Consider the following 13749-nt stretch of genomic DNA (forward strand, 5'->3'; position numbering starts at 1 on the left):
TCAAACGTCTGGCCACCTCGTGAACCGGCTCGTCACGAAACAGCGCCATGCCGAGTACCAGCCAAAGCACTTGATCAGCGGGCAGGCGACGCCGGCGAATGGTGGCCTGACTGGAAAGATCCAGCGCAGAGGCTACCCACTCTATGGGAATGTTTTGGGTGAAGGTGCTCAGATCGCAGAAGTTGAAAAGGTCGCCGAGGTCGAGCAGGTCCTGTTGAACAGACATAAAAAATCCGATGCCAGAGGTCTGGCATCGGATTTTCGATGAAGCCTTGCTGAGACTCAAATACTTAAGTGAACAGCATTACGCCTCAACAGCGGGGCTTTTTTGTGACCGTTCGTCGGCGAACGTCTGGATAAATCGCGTCAAGGTCGCTGTGGGGACAGCGTCGGCGGCGCAAATTGGCAAGATTGAGTCGACCCGCCCTCGCCTTGCGCCAAACGGTCATATTTATGTCATGTCAGGTCCGCAAGCTGGGATCTGTCCGCAAATAACAGGTTGATAACAACAAGGACGACCTTATGCCCACGCAAAACCCGCACCGCAATGTCGGTTTGTGCACTTCCAGCAAGGTGTACGACGCCTTGACCGAACTCAAGCACCTGGAAGGCCATCGCAGTGCCAAGTTCCTTTCGCTGTTGGCCGAAAACCTGGTGCGCAAAGGCCTGCTCAACGAGCAGGAAGTGATTCACATGCTGGATCTGGTCGTCGACTGAGGCAAATACTCATCGGCGTCAATGACGACTATCGAAAGCGTTGATTGTCCGTTTCAGCGCCGGGTCCGTAAGGTAGCCCCATCGATTGATGGAGGTACTTATGTCCCAGGTTCAGATCATGTCCGTTGTTGGCAGCGCCGTTCCCGCACCGCTCAGAGAGCTGGGATTGCTCGCCTGCTGGTACCTGATGCAGGACGGTGAAGCGATCAGCGGTCCGCTCACTTCGCTGCCGGCTGCTCAAGCCTTGTCGCAACGCATCGGCCAAGGTCGCCTCAGCGCCTAAGGCAACTGCACCTTCGGTTTGGTTTCAATGAAGATGGCCCAGCTCGACATGAACAGGGCCGCGATCAGCGGCCCGATGACGAAGCCGTTGAGGCCAAAGATCGCCAGACCGCCGAGGGTCGAGATGAGGATCAGGTAATCCGGCATCTTGGTGTCCTTGCCCACCAGGATCGGTCGCAGCACGTTATCCACCAGGCCGATCACAAAAACCCCGTACAACCCCAGCACCACGCCCTGCCACATCGCCCCGCTGAGCAAAAAAAACGCTGCCACCGGCGCCCAGATGATCCCCGCCCCCACGGCTGGCAACAGCGACAGAAACGCCATCAGCACCGCCCAGAGCAATGCGCTCGGAATGTCCAGAAACCAGAAAATCAAACCACCCAACGCGCCCTGCGTGATCGCCACCAGCAGGTTGCCCTTCACCGTCGCCCGCACCACGCGATTGAACTTGAGTTGCAGCCGACGTTTCTGGTGTTCCTCCAACGGCACGGCCGCGCGAACTTTGCGTGCCAGCTCGGCGCCGTCACGCAGAAAGAAATACAGCAGGTAGAGCATGATGAAAAAGCCCACCACAAAATCAAACGTGACCTGGCCGAAACTGAATACCTGGGTGGCGAAGTACTCATTGCCCGTTACCGCACTCTTGATGATTTTTTCCCGCAGCCCGTTCAGCTCCCCCACTCCGAACCGGTCGAGCAAATGCTGAAAGAACGGCGGCAGGCTGTGCTTGAAGTGCGACACATACCCCGCAATGTCCAGCTCTCCGCTTTCGATGCTTTTGTACAGCGTCGCTCCCTCCTGAACCAGGAAGAAACCGAGGACGATTACCGGCAGGATCGCAATCAGCAGGCAAATACTCAGCGTCAGCAACGACGTCAGGTTGCGTTCCCAGCCCAGCTTCAGTTGCAGTCGACGTTGCATCGGCGCAAAGAGGATCCCGAGGATCACCGCCCAGAACACCGCGCCGTAAAACGGCAACAAAATCCAGATAAACGCAGCAGTCACCAGCCCCAGCAAGACCACCAGTGATTTGTTTTTTACGGTTTCTTCGTTCATGTCCGATCCGTGTCAGTGCGCAGGGACTCAGACTCCTGAAATGAAGAGCCGTCCTTATTGCTTAGTCCGCCACGGTTCGCGCGAGTGCCATCCGTTTGTTCATCAAGCATAGATCCAGATCAATGAACGCCGCCGGCAACGCGCTTACCCTCCACGGTTTTTGCGACTGCCCCTGCCATGACTCTTCTTGCCCCCGAACTGCTCGCCCCTGCCGGCACCCTGAAAAACATGCGTTATGCCTTCGCTTACGGCGCCGATGCGGTGTACGCCGGCCAGCCGCGCTACAGCTTGCGGGTGCGCAATAACGAGTTCGATCACGCCAACCTCGCCCTCGGCATTCAGGAAGCCCAAGCCCAGGGCAAGCGTTTTTACGTGGTGGTGAACATCGCGCCGCACAACGCCAAGCTCAAGACCTTCCTCAAGGACCTGGCGCCGGTGATCGCCATGGCGCCAGACGCGCTGATCATGTCGGATCCGGGCTTGATCATGCTGGTGCGCCGGCACTTCCCGCAGGTGCCGATTCATCTGTCGGTGCAGGCCAACACCGTGAACTGGGCGAGTGTCGAGTTCTGGCAGCAACAGGGCTTGAGCCGGATCATCCTGTCGCGGGAACTGTCCCTGGAAGAAATCGGAGAAATCCGCCAGCAAGTGCCGGCCATGGAGCTGGAGGTGTTTGTCCACGGCGCGCTGTGCATGGCGTATTCCGGTCGCTGCCTGCTGTCGGGTTACATGAACAAACGCGATGCCAATCAAGGCAGCTGCACCAACGCCTGCCGCTGGAAATATTCGGCGCACGCGGCCACGGAAAACCAGCTGGGCGAGATCGTCCAGCAGTATCAGCCCGAACCGACCCTGGGTATTGGCGCGCCCACCGGCCAGGTGTTCCTGTTGCAGGAGGCCAATCGGCCGGATGAGCTGATGCCAGCCTTTGAGGACGAGCACGGCACTTACATCATGAATGCCAAGGATCTGCGCGCCGTGCAGCATGTCGAGCGCCTGACGCACATGGGCGTGCACTCGCTGAAGATCGAAGGCCGGACCAAATCCCATTTTTATTGCGCACGCACCACGCAGGTGTATCGCCGGGCGATTGACGATGCCGTCGCCGGGCGTGAATTCGACCGCAGCCTGATGACCGATCTGGAGTCGCTGGCGCAGCGTGGCTATACCGAAGGCTTTTTGCGCCGCCATGTGCATGACGAATACCAGAATTATCAGCACGGCAGCTCGGTGTCGGAGCGACAGCAGTTTGTCGGGGAGTTGACCGGTGAACGCCGTGAGCGACTGGCGGAGGTCAAGGTGAAGAACCGGTTTGCACTGGGGGATCATCTGGAATTGATGACGCCCAAGGGCAACTTTCATTTCGATTTGCATCAGTTGCAGAACAGCAAAGGCGAGCCGATTGAAGTGGCGCCGGGGGATGGGCATACGGTGTATGTGCCGATTCCGAATGCGGTGGATCTGAAATTCGGGTTGTTGATGCGTGATGTTTGCGCAGGTTGAAATCAATGAGCCTGCACACACCCCTGTGGCGAGGGAGCTTGCTCCCGCTGGGGTGCGAAGCGCCCCCAAAAACTGCCATCGCGATACATCAGGCAGATCGCATTCTGTGGATTACGACGGCTTCGCCGCCGAGCGGGAGCAAGCTCCCTCGCCACAAAAGCCACTTGCCACATAAGCAGCGGTGTCCCTCCGATAATCACGCGAACTCCTCACGCAACATCGCCACAAACGCTTCTCGCGCCGGGTGAACCCCGGCGTTTTCATGCCAGTAAAACAGATTGTCGATGGCCGTCAGTTCAGGAAACTCAAACCCTGCACACCCCGCCCCTTTCGCGTACTGATCAAACACCCCTTTAGGCACCAGCGCGACGCCGGCCCCCGCGCTGACGCACCCGACAATCGCGCCATAACTGGCCAGGCTGACAATCGGCAGCGCCTGCCCCTGACGCAGTAACCAATGTTCCAGCGCCGCTCGGTACGGACAGCCCTGGGGCCACATGAACACGGTCTTGTCCTGCAAGTCCGCGATGCCACGCACCGGCCCCAGCGATGTCGAGGCAATCAGCAACAGCTCTTCGCGGTACATCGGCGTGCGCTTGAGTTGGGAGCGTTCGACATCAACGGCGACAATCGCACCGTCGAGCCGATGGTTAAGCGTGTCATCCAGCAATTGGCCCCAGGTGCCCGTGGTCAGTTCCAGCGCCACCGCGGGATAGCGCTTGTGGAATTTCGCCAACAGGCGCGGCAGCCGGCCGGTGGCCGAGGATTCGATGGCGCCGATGCGCAGCGGCCCGGAGGGGTCGGCGGATGGGTCCAGCGCGCGTTTGGCTTCAACGGTCAGCGCCAAAATCTTCGAGGCGTAAGACAAAAACGTCTGGCCCGCCGGGCTGATGCGCAGCCCCCGGCCCTCACGCAAAAACAGCGCCACGCCCAACTCCGTCTCCAGCGCCTTGATCCGCGCCGTGATGTTGGACGGCACGCAATGCAGCAACTCTGCGGCCCGGGCGATGCTGCCGACGTCGGCGACTGTCTTGAACATGCGAATCTGCGCCAGCTCCATAATCATCACCAAAAGTGAACAGTTTACGCAGTATAAGTCAGTTGTGGTGAACTGTTCAGCTTCAGATACTCGGCACATACACCCAAGGTGCCCGACCATGAAACCACTCACCCGCCCCGCTCACTCACCGCTCAAAATCATTCTGGCGATGGCCTTTGTCATCGCCTGCTGGGGCTATTCGCCGACCGGCATTCATATCGGCTTGCAGGCCTACGACCCCGGCCATCTGGCCTTGCTGAGGTTTTTGATTGCCTCTGTGTTCATGGCTGTCATTGCCGCGTTCAAAGGTATCAGCCTGCCCAGGTTTCGCGACCTGCCGCTGCTGATGGTGCTCGGTTTTTTTGCGGTGAGCCTGCATCACGTTGTCCTGAACATCGGCCAACAGCATGTCAGCGCCGGCGCCTCCAGCGTGTTGGCGCAGTCGACGCCGTTGTTCAGCACATTGCTGGCGCGTTTTGTGTTCAAGGACCGGGTGAGCTTCTGGCGCTGGGGCTGCATCGTGGCGGGGCTGCTCGGCGTGGTGATTGTGGTGGCCGGTGATCGCGGACTGGGGAGCGTCGACGTTCACGGATTACTGATCCTGCTGGCGGCGCTGTCGTGGAGTTTTTACTTTGCCTTGCAGAAGCATCAAACCGGGCGCTACGACGGCCTGACACTGGTGTGTTACACGGTGTGGTCGGGCTCGGCGCTGCTGCTGATCTACCTGCCGGGACTGGCCAGCGAGGTCGTCAGCGCACCGGCTCATGTGCAGTGGGCGGTGTTGGCGTTAGGCGTGTTTCCCAGTGCGCTGGCGTATCTGGCCTGGGCGTTTGTACTGGCGCACGTGGACTTGAGCCGCGCCACCATGACGCTGTACCTGATCCCGCCGACGGCGATGGCCATGGCGGCCTATGCCTTGGGTGAACAGCCAACGCTGACGGTCGGCGTCGGTGCCCTCGTGGTGTTGATCAGTGTGCTGGCGCTGAATCTCGAACGCCGACCTGCAGTGATCGCGGTGCGGCCCGCCCAGCCATGAAGCCAAGCGAAATCGATTCAAGAATCGCCGTGCGATGCCGACCTCCTCTGTTCACATGAACGTGAAGCCATCGCCAGGAAGTACTCATGAACCGTTTTGCTGTGGCCTGCGCGCTAGGGATAGTGTCGGGCTGCGCCAGCCACCCCCAGCCAACGTATCAACCGCCGGCATTGACCGTGCAATTGGTGTTCAAACAGGCACCGCTGGAAAACTCGGTGATGCGCGATGGCGACATCATCAGCTATCAGGTGCATACCCCGCCGATGTTGGCCAATGGCTTGCCGAGCGTTGTTCAATTGCAAACCGATTGCAGCACCCCTGACGTGAAAATGCTGTTTCTCGACCGATACTTTTCCGACAGACCGGATTCAAGTCGCGTTCATCAGCAACTGACACCGGAAGTGCCCAAGGTGCTGGCGGCCGAACTGACGCAAAACCCCTCGTTCGGCGAAGCCTGCGTTCGCGTGGCAGCGTCTGACTGGCGCATCGTCCAACGAAGCGAAGACCAGCGCTGGTTGATGATCGACGTCAACAGCGTCAAGACCGAAGGTGGCGTCAGTCATTTCTGGGGCGCCATCGACGAGCCCGTATTGCTTTCAGACAAAAGCAACATGGAGCTTTACGGGCAGTCCCGCGAACGTTACGAAGTGGATTGCACTCGCCAGACCTACCGCGTTTTAAGCACATTCAAACTCGGCAAGACCCATCAGGTGGCGTTGGGTGAAGTGCTGAACAATCCGGGGCAACATGCCTTCGCACAGGCTGGCGCAGCAGTCAGGCTGTTGTTGAATGCAGCCTGTGGCTCAACCGCGCAGCGCTCGACATTGCCCGCCTACACCTCACGCATCAAGACGCCGCAAAGCTTCACAGCAGCCCCTGTCCCTGCGTCGGTGCTGAAGGCGATCAACGACCTCAAGCTTTCACCGCCCGCCCGCACACTCAAGCGCGTGGTGACCCGATCCAGCACGTATTCGGGATCGGGAATCACATTGCTCCTGGACACCGACCCGCAGAGCGGCCAGGTGCGCCAGCGATGGAAGGATGCGCCGGTCGATCGCTGGACGATCTCGTTCCGCGGGTTGATCACCCTGGCTCAGCAGACCCCGCTGGCCGACAACCGACGTTCGCTCCCCACCTCCGGGGCCACGGATACCGTGCAACTCGGCTTCACCGGCGACTGGCAAAAAATGCCGGTGGGCGCCGCTCTGGAAATACGCACGGAAAAACGCGAGCGCCATACGCTCGACGGCGAAGGAACGCTGTCCGAACGGCTTCTGTGCACCGTGGAACGGGTATTCGAGGCGAGTCAGGTCAATCAGCAACTGCACGGCGGCGCCAAGGAAATCAGCTGCCGATTCGACAACGATCCGGCCACCAGTCGCGGCAGCAAGTATTACTACCTTGAGGAGTACGGTTACTTTTTCCGGGCCGCTTACCCAAGCGGCGCGACAACGTTGCTCGAAGTCGAAGAATAAAGTTCAGGCGCCACCCGTGGAAAAACGGTCGCGGCTGTTGGTCAGGTGCAGCCACATCGCGGCCCGCGCCGCGTCCGGGTCCTGGCGCTTGATGGCGTTTAGAATCGCCTCGTGTTCGAGGTTGGCGAGCTGCCCCAGCTTGCTCAAATCCGCCGCCCCGCGCTCGGCGGCGTTGACGCGGGTGCGCGGGATCATCGCACTGCCCAGGTGCTGCATGATGTCGGTGAAACACACATTGCCGGTGGCTTCGGCGATCAACAGGTGGAAACGCTTGTCGGCCTCGACGCAACTGTCGTTGTTGGCCAGCAAGCTCTGATAATCGTCCAGCGCTTCACGCATCTGCGCCAGTTGAAGATCCGTACGACGCGTCGCCGCCAGCGCCGCGGCCTGGGTTTCCAGGCCCATGCGCAGCTCCAGAATGCTGCGCACCCCCAATGCAGTATCGACGTTCAGTCGCAAGCCCTGCTCCGGCGCGCGTTCGATGACGAACGTGCCGATGCCGTGACGGGTTTCCACCAGCCCCGACGCCTGCAATTTCGAGATCGCCTCGCGCACCACCGTGCGGCTGACGCCGTGTGCCTGAACGATAGAGTTTTCCGACGGCAACTTGTCCCCCGGCAGCATCTGGCCAAGCAGGATGCTCTGGGTCAGCTTGGCGACCAGATCGTGCGCGAGGTTGTGGCTGCGCCTTGGGGCTGGCGTGTCGAGGTCATGTTGCATGGCGATGATCCGGAAACGGGGCTGACGGAATCGTAGCACCGCGCGGGATTGGGATCTTCAGAAAACAGCGTTCAACTTGTATGACAACACTCAACAACTGAACCGAATTTTGATAAGAAGTCCGCCCATCACTGCCAACAAAAGCATAAAAAATCACTTAAACGTCACCATTTTGTTGGACAAACCCCCTTGCGCATTAAAAAAACGCAGTTGTATGATGTCTATCAACAACGCAGCACCCCGCATAAAAATAATCAGTGGGAGAAACCAAGTGAATACATCCGTATCAGGGATGCACGACGGTGCCGATTCGGTCCTGAAGTCCGCCATCTCGAAAGTCAAACGCCATGTCCTGCCGCTGTTCGTCATCATGTTCATCGTCAACTACATCGACCGTGTGAACATCGGCTTCGTCCGCGCCCACATGGAACACGACCTGGGGATCGGCGCTGCCGCCTACGGCCTCGGTGCCGGGTTGTTCTTTATCGGTTACGCGCTGTTCGAAGTTCCCTCCAACATCCTCCTGCAAAAAGTCGGCGCACGCATCTGGCTGACCCGCATCATGCTGACCTGGGGCCTGGTGGCCGCCGGCATGGCGTTCATCCAGAACGAAACCCACTTCTACATCCTGCGATTCCTGCTGGGCGTGGCCGAAGCCGGGTTCTTTCCGGGGGTGATTTATTACTTCACGCGCTGGTTGCCAGGCGTCGAGCGCGGCAAGGCGATTGCGATCTTTCTCAGTGGCTCGGCGGTGGCCTCGCTGATCTCCGGCCCACTGTCCGGGTTGCTCCTGCAACTCGACGGTTTCGGGTTGCACGGCTGGCAGTGGATGTACTTCATTGAAGGGATGTTTTCGGTCGGGCTGTGCGTGTTCGTCTGGTTCTGGCTGGACTCCAAACCCCACGACGCCAAATGGCTGAGCCGCGAAGAACAGGATGCGCTGGTCAACGCCATCGAGGACGAACAGCTGGCCCGCGAAGCCGCGACGCCGATCAAGCCGTCGCTGGGCAAACTGCTCAAGGATCGTCAGATCATCTTGTTCTGCCTAATCTACTTCTTCATCCAGCTGACCATCTATGCCGCGACCTTCTGGCTGCCGAGCATCATCAAGAAGATGGGCGATCTGAGTGACATTCAGGTCGGGCTGTTCAACTCGATCCCTTGGCTGCTGTCGATCATCGGCATGTATGCCTTTGCTTCCCTGTCCGCCAAATGGAAACACCAGCAAGCCTGGGTGGCTGCTGCGCTGTTGATTGCCGCCGCCGGGATGTTCATGTCGACCACGGGCGGGCCGATCTTTGCCTTTGTTGCGATCTGCTTTGCGGCACTGGGTTTCAAATCCGCTTCGTCACTGTTCTGGCCAATCCCTCAGGCGTATCTGGATGCGCGGATTGCTGCTGGAGTGATCGCGCTGATCAACTCGGTGGGCAACCTCGGCGGCTTCGTTGCGCCGACCACTTTCGGCCTGCTGGAAGAACACACTGGTTCGATTCAGGGCGGCCTGTACGGGTTGGCCGCGACCTCGATCATCGCCGCAATCATTGTCTTTGCCGCACGTAACACACCGAAAACCGCACCGGCCGTTGCGCTGGGCAAACCAACGCCCAACCACGCCTGATCCGTTGTTTATAAGGACAAGAAAATGCACCCACAAGACTGCGCAAAAGCCCCGATCATCACCAGCATGCAAGTAGTTCCGGTGGCCGGCCACGATGGCATGCTGCTCAACCTGAGCGGCGCCCATGGTCCGTTTTTCACCCGCAATATCGTGATTCTCAAAGACAACGCCGGTCACACCGGTGTCGGCGAAGTACCGGGTGGCGAGCGTATTCGCCAGACACTGGAAGACGCCCGCGCGCTGGTGGTTGGCAGCCCGATCGGCACGTATCAGAAGATCCTCAATCAAGTGCGCCAGACCTTTGCCGATCGCGATGCTGGCGGGCGCGGTTTGCAGACGTTCGACCTGCGGATCACCATTCACGCCGTTACGGGTCTTGAGGCCGCCCTGCTCGACTTGCTCGGCCAGCATCTTGACGTGCCGGTCGCCGCCCTGCTCGGCGAAGGTCAGCAGCGTGACGAAGTGAAGATGCTCGGTTATCTGTTCTACGTGGGTGATCGCCAGCAGACAGACCTGGCCTACCGCAGCGAACCGGACGCCGATAACGACTGGTTCCGTGTGCGTCATGAGCAAGCCATGACCGCAGATGCTGTGGTTCGTCTGGCTGAAGCCGCCCACGCCCGCTACGGCTTCAAGGACTTCAAGCTCAAGGGCGGCGTGCTCAGTGGCGATGAAGAAATCGAAGCCGTCACTGCACTGGCCGAGCGCTTTCCGGACGCGCGCATTACGCTCGATCCGAATGGCGCGTGGTCACTCAAGGAAGCCATTCGCTTGTGCCGCGATCAGCACCGCGTTCTGGCCTACGCCGAAGACCCGTGCGGCGCGGAAAACGGTTATTCGGGCCGCGAAGTCATGGCCGAGTTCCGGCGTGCCACCGGGCTAAAAACCGCGACCAACATGATCGCCACCGACTGGCGGGAAATGGGCCACGCCATTCAGTTGCAATCGGTGGACATTCCGCTGGCCGACCCGCATTTCTGGACCATGCAGGGTTCGGTTCGTGTCGCGCAGATGTGCCATGAATGGGGCCTGACCTGGGGCTCGCACTCCAACAACCACTTCGATATTTCCCTGGCGATGTTCACACACGTCGCGGCGGCTGCGCCGGGTGAAATCACCGCCATCGACACCCATTGGATCTGGCAGGACGGCCAGCGCTTGACCAAGGCCCCGCTGCAAATCGTCGGTGGTTGCGTGCAGGTGCCGAAGAAGCCGGGGCTAGGGGTTGAATTGGACATGGACCAATTGGCCAAGGCCCATGAACTGTACAAAGGCATGGGGCTGGGGGCGCGGGATGACAGCGTGGCGATGCAATTCCTGATCCCGGGTTGGAAATTCGATAACAAACGGCCGTGCCTGGTGCGCTGACCTACTGCCGGTGTACTACCCCTGTGGGAGCGAGCCTGCACGCGAAGAAGCCGACACATCCAGCATGGATGTCGCCTGACACACCGCCTTCGCGAGCAGGCTCACTCCCACAGGGGACTGAGGTCGTACACAAATACCCGGCCCAACCGCAGAACCAATGTGGGAGAGAGCCTGCTCGCGAAGAAGCCGACACATCCAGCATGGATGTCGCTTGACACGCCGCCTTCGCGAGCAGGCTCGCTCCCACAGGGGATTGAGGCCGTACACAAATACCCGGCCCAACCACAGAACCAATGTGGGAGAGAGCCTGCTCGCGAAGAAGCCGACACATCCAGCATGGATGTCGCCTGACACTCCGCCTTCGCGAGCAGGCTCGCTCCCACAGGGGACTGAGGTCGTACGCAAATACCCGGCCCAACCACAGAACCAATGTGGGAGCGAGCCTGCTCGCGATGGGGCCGGCACATTCAACGTGGATGTCGCCTGACACGCCGCCATCGCGAGCAGGCTCGCTCCCCCAGGGGACTGAGGTCGTACGCAAATATCCGGCCCAACCACAGAACCAATGTGGGAGCGAGCCTGCTCGCGAAGAGGCTGGTACATCCAACATTGATATTGGCTGACACTCCGCCTTCGCGAGCAGGCTCGCCCCTACAAGGGTGGTGTTGGTTAATCCATTTTGGACGCTTGCAGTAACCACTCCTTGAACGCCGTCATCGCCGCCGTTTCGGGGCGCGACTGCAAGCGGGTGAGCCAGTAGCTGCCAGTGGTGATGCCGATGGCGAACGGTTGTTCAATGGCACCCGCCGCCAGTTGGCGGGAAAACATCAGCGGCGGCGCCAATGCAATGCCTGCACCTTGAAGTGCGGCCTCCATCATCGCCAGCGATGAGTCGAACACAATATTCCTGGTGGGTGCCGTGTTGGGCGGTAACCCGCAGGCCAAAAACCATTCAGGCCACTCGTCGGTACGGTAGGAACGTAACAACGTTTGTTTCAACAGATCCTCAGGCGCGTTTAGCTGCCGAGCAAGTTCGGGAACGCACAGCACCGACAGCGGCGCTTCGATCAACCGCAACGCTTCAATCCCGTGCCAGGCACCAGCGCCAAAACGAATGGCGTAATCCAGCCCTTCAGCGGCCACATCCACCCGATTGTTATTGGTCGACAGCCGTAAATCTATGAACGGATGTTTCTCCTGGAAGTCCGCCAGCCGCGGCAACAACCACCCGACCGCAAACGTCCCCACTGCCCCCACTGTCAACACATCCCGATAGTGCCCGCCCTCGAATCGCTCAAGTGTTTCGGCGATTCGGTCAAAGGACTCACGCAGTACCGGCAGCAAGGTTTCACCCTCACTGGTCAGCATCAACCCGCGCGGCAGGCGTTTGAACAGTGTTACGTTAAGTTGGGCTTCGAGGCTTTTGACCTGATGACTCACCGCCGCAGGCGTAACGAACAACTCCACCGCTGCCCGAGTGAAACTCAAATGGCGCGCGGAGGCCTCGAAAGCGCGCAAGGCATTCAGCGGCAAGTGAGGACGAATCATGCCAACTCCATAGATTTTCTAATGGCTCACCCGAGATATCGTCGTTTGTCGACGCTCGGCGGACTGCCTAGATTTGGCTCGCCTATCAGGTAGCCCGATTTGCAAGAGCGCATGGAGTGTAGCGGGTTAACATCATCACAACTCATGAAGAGTGGATCAGAAATGTTCAAACACAAACTGCCAAGGCTTAAGTCCTACGGTGCTTTCGCACTTTTCCTCGGGACAGCCTCCTGTTTGGCGGCGACACCGTCCGACCAGCAACTCGAAATCCTGGTGAACGCCGCCGTCGGTCCGGTCATGCAGCAACAAAACATTGCCGGGCTCGCCATCGCGATCACTCAAAATGGACAGCAGCATTACTTTAATTACGGCGTAGCCTCGAAGGAAGATCGCCAACCAGTGAGCAAGGACACCTTGTTCGAAATCGGCTCGGTCAGCAAAACCTTCACCGCCACGCTGGCCGGGTATGCGCAAGCCAACGGCAAACTGTCCCTGTCCGATACTGCCAGCACCGTTTTACCAGCATTGCACGGCAGTGCGTTCGACCGCATCAGCGTGCTGCAACTGGGCACTTACACCGCTGGCGGGTTGCCGCTGCAGTTCCCCGACGACGCTGACCATGCAGACACGATGCTCAGTTACTTCAAACAGTGGACGCCGGTTTACCCTGCTGGCACCCATCGCCTGTATTCGAACCCGAGCATCGGGCTGTTCGGCTATCTTGCCGCCCACAGCATGGGCCAGCCGTTCGATAGCCTGATGGAAAAAACCTTGCTGCCGAAACTGGGCCTCAAGCACACCTACCTCAAGGTCCCGCAAGCGCAAATGGGGCTCTACGCCCAGGGTTACAACAAGGACGACAATCCCGTACGTGTCGGGCCGGGCGCGCTGGATTCCGAAGCCTACGGCGTGAAAACCAGCGCCTCGGACCTGATTCGATATGTTGAAGCGAACATGAAACCGGCAGCACTGGAAAAGCCATTGCAGCAAGCCATTGCCACCACCCACACCGGGTACTACACCGTGGGCGATACGACACAGGGGCTGGGTTGGGAGTCCTACCATTACCCGGTCACGCTGGATCGGCTGCTCGCCGGCAACTCGACCGAGATGGCAATGCAAGCGCACGAGGTCAAGTGGTTGAATCCGCCGCAGCCGCAACCGGAAAACGTGTTGCTCAACAAAACCGGCTCCACTGGCGGCTTCGGTGCCTACGTCGCGTTTGTGCCCTCCAAAGACATCGGCATCGTGATCCTGGCCAACAAAAACTACCCGAACCCGGAGCGGATCAAAATCGCCCACACGATATTGAGTGCCTTGAGCGAATAACCGGTAGCAACAGAAAAATGGGTGACCCTTTGAGGTCACCCATTTTCGTTTTTAC

General features: G+C 59.3%; 13 protein-coding genes. 8 read left to right on the top strand and 5 right to left on the bottom strand.

Annotation, left to right across the window (positions count from 1 at the left end; genetic code table 11):
- The coding region (locus AC07N8_RS13950; protein ID WP_493144095.1) for a transposase domain-containing protein at positions 1–226 on the bottom strand (226 nt) is incomplete at its 3' end.
- A 296-nt stretch (positions 227–522) separates the two neighbouring features.
- Between AC07N8_RS13950 and AC07N8_RS13955 the strand changes: the two genes are divergently transcribed.
- Together AC07N8_RS13955 and AC07N8_RS13960 are read left to right on the top strand one after the other, a co-directional pair.
- Positions 523–717, top strand: coding sequence for a hypothetical protein (locus AC07N8_RS13955; protein WP_310269953.1), 195 nt, complete (start codon positions 523–525; stop codon positions 715–717).
- Positions 718–817: 100 nt separating this feature from the next.
- Positions 818–1000: a hypothetical protein gene (locus AC07N8_RS13960; protein WP_483842681.1), complete on the top strand. Its 183-nt coding sequence runs from the start codon at positions 818–820 to the stop codon at positions 998–1000.
- On the opposite strand, the gene AC07N8_RS13965 is transcribed toward AC07N8_RS13960, so the two are convergent.
- On the bottom strand, positions 997–2058 hold the full coding sequence (locus AC07N8_RS13965; RefSeq protein WP_483842680.1) for an AI-2E family transporter: 1062 nt from the start codon (positions 2056–2058) through the stop codon (positions 997–999). The two genes, AC07N8_RS13960 and AC07N8_RS13965, sit on opposite strands and share 4 nt — an antisense overlap.
- A gap of 177 nt (positions 2059–2235) precedes the next feature.
- Between AC07N8_RS13965 and trhP the strand changes: the two genes are divergently transcribed.
- Positions 2236–3561: a prephenate-dependent tRNA uridine(34) hydroxylase TrhP gene (gene trhP / locus AC07N8_RS13970; protein WP_493144098.1), complete on the top strand. Its 1326-nt coding sequence runs from the start codon at positions 2236–2238 to the stop codon at positions 3559–3561.
- A gap of 196 nt (positions 3562–3757) precedes the next feature.
- Here the strand turns inward: trhP and AC07N8_RS13975 are convergent, their stop codons facing one another.
- On the bottom strand, positions 3758–4621 hold the full coding sequence (locus AC07N8_RS13975) for a LysR substrate-binding domain-containing protein (protein WP_059182490.1): 864 nt from the start codon (positions 4619–4621) through the stop codon (positions 3758–3760).
- 97 nt (positions 4622–4718) lie between these two features.
- Between AC07N8_RS13975 and AC07N8_RS13980 the strand changes: the two genes are divergently transcribed.
- Together AC07N8_RS13980 and AC07N8_RS13985 are read left to right on the top strand one after the other, a co-directional pair.
- The gene (locus tag AC07N8_RS13980; RefSeq protein WP_493144100.1) at positions 4719–5636 is read left to right on the top strand and encodes a DMT family transporter; all 918 of its coding nucleotides are present in this window, start codon (positions 4719–4721) and stop codon (positions 5634–5636) included.
- 86 nt (positions 5637–5722) lie between these two features.
- The gene (locus AC07N8_RS13985; protein ID WP_493144102.1) at positions 5723–7111 is read left to right on the top strand and encodes a surface-adhesin E family protein; all 1389 of its coding nucleotides are present in this window, start codon (positions 5723–5725) and stop codon (positions 7109–7111) included.
- A 3-nt stretch (positions 7112–7114) separates the two neighbouring features.
- On the opposite strand, the gene AC07N8_RS13990 is transcribed toward AC07N8_RS13985, so the two are convergent.
- Positions 7115–7831, bottom strand: coding sequence for a FadR/GntR family transcriptional regulator (locus tag AC07N8_RS13990; protein ID WP_483842676.1), 717 nt, complete (start codon positions 7829–7831; stop codon positions 7115–7117).
- A gap of 271 nt (positions 7832–8102) precedes the next feature.
- Here AC07N8_RS13990 and AC07N8_RS13995 point away from each other — a divergent pair, with 271 nt between their 5' ends.
- Both AC07N8_RS13995 and gudD read left to right on the top strand, forming a co-directional pair.
- Positions 8103–9449 (top strand): MFS transporter, encoded by a 1347-nt coding sequence (locus tag AC07N8_RS13995; RefSeq protein WP_483842675.1) that lies wholly within the window; start codon positions 8103–8105, stop codon positions 9447–9449.
- Between the two features lie 24 nt (positions 9450–9473).
- Positions 9474–10817 (top strand): glucarate dehydratase, encoded by a 1344-nt coding sequence (gudD, locus tag AC07N8_RS14000; protein ID WP_493144105.1) that lies wholly within the window; start codon positions 9474–9476, stop codon positions 10815–10817.
- A gap of 669 nt (positions 10818–11486) precedes the next feature.
- On the opposite strand, the gene AC07N8_RS14005 is transcribed toward gudD, so the two are convergent.
- Positions 11487–12365, bottom strand: a complete 879-nt coding sequence (locus AC07N8_RS14005) for a LysR family transcriptional regulator (protein ID WP_493144106.1) — start codon at positions 12363–12365, stop codon at positions 11487–11489.
- Between the two features lie 162 nt (positions 12366–12527).
- On the opposite strand from AC07N8_RS14005, the gene ampC reads away from it, so the two are divergent.
- Positions 12528–13694 carry a class C beta-lactamase gene (gene ampC, locus AC07N8_RS14010; RefSeq protein ID WP_493144108.1) on the top strand — a complete coding sequence of 389 codons (1167 nt, stop codon included), beginning with the start codon at positions 12528–12530 and terminating at the stop codon, positions 13692–13694.
- The last annotated feature ends 55 nt before the right edge of the window (positions 13695–13749 follow it).

Source organism: Pseudomonas sp. GW821-FHT10C09 (genome assembly GCF_059415465.1).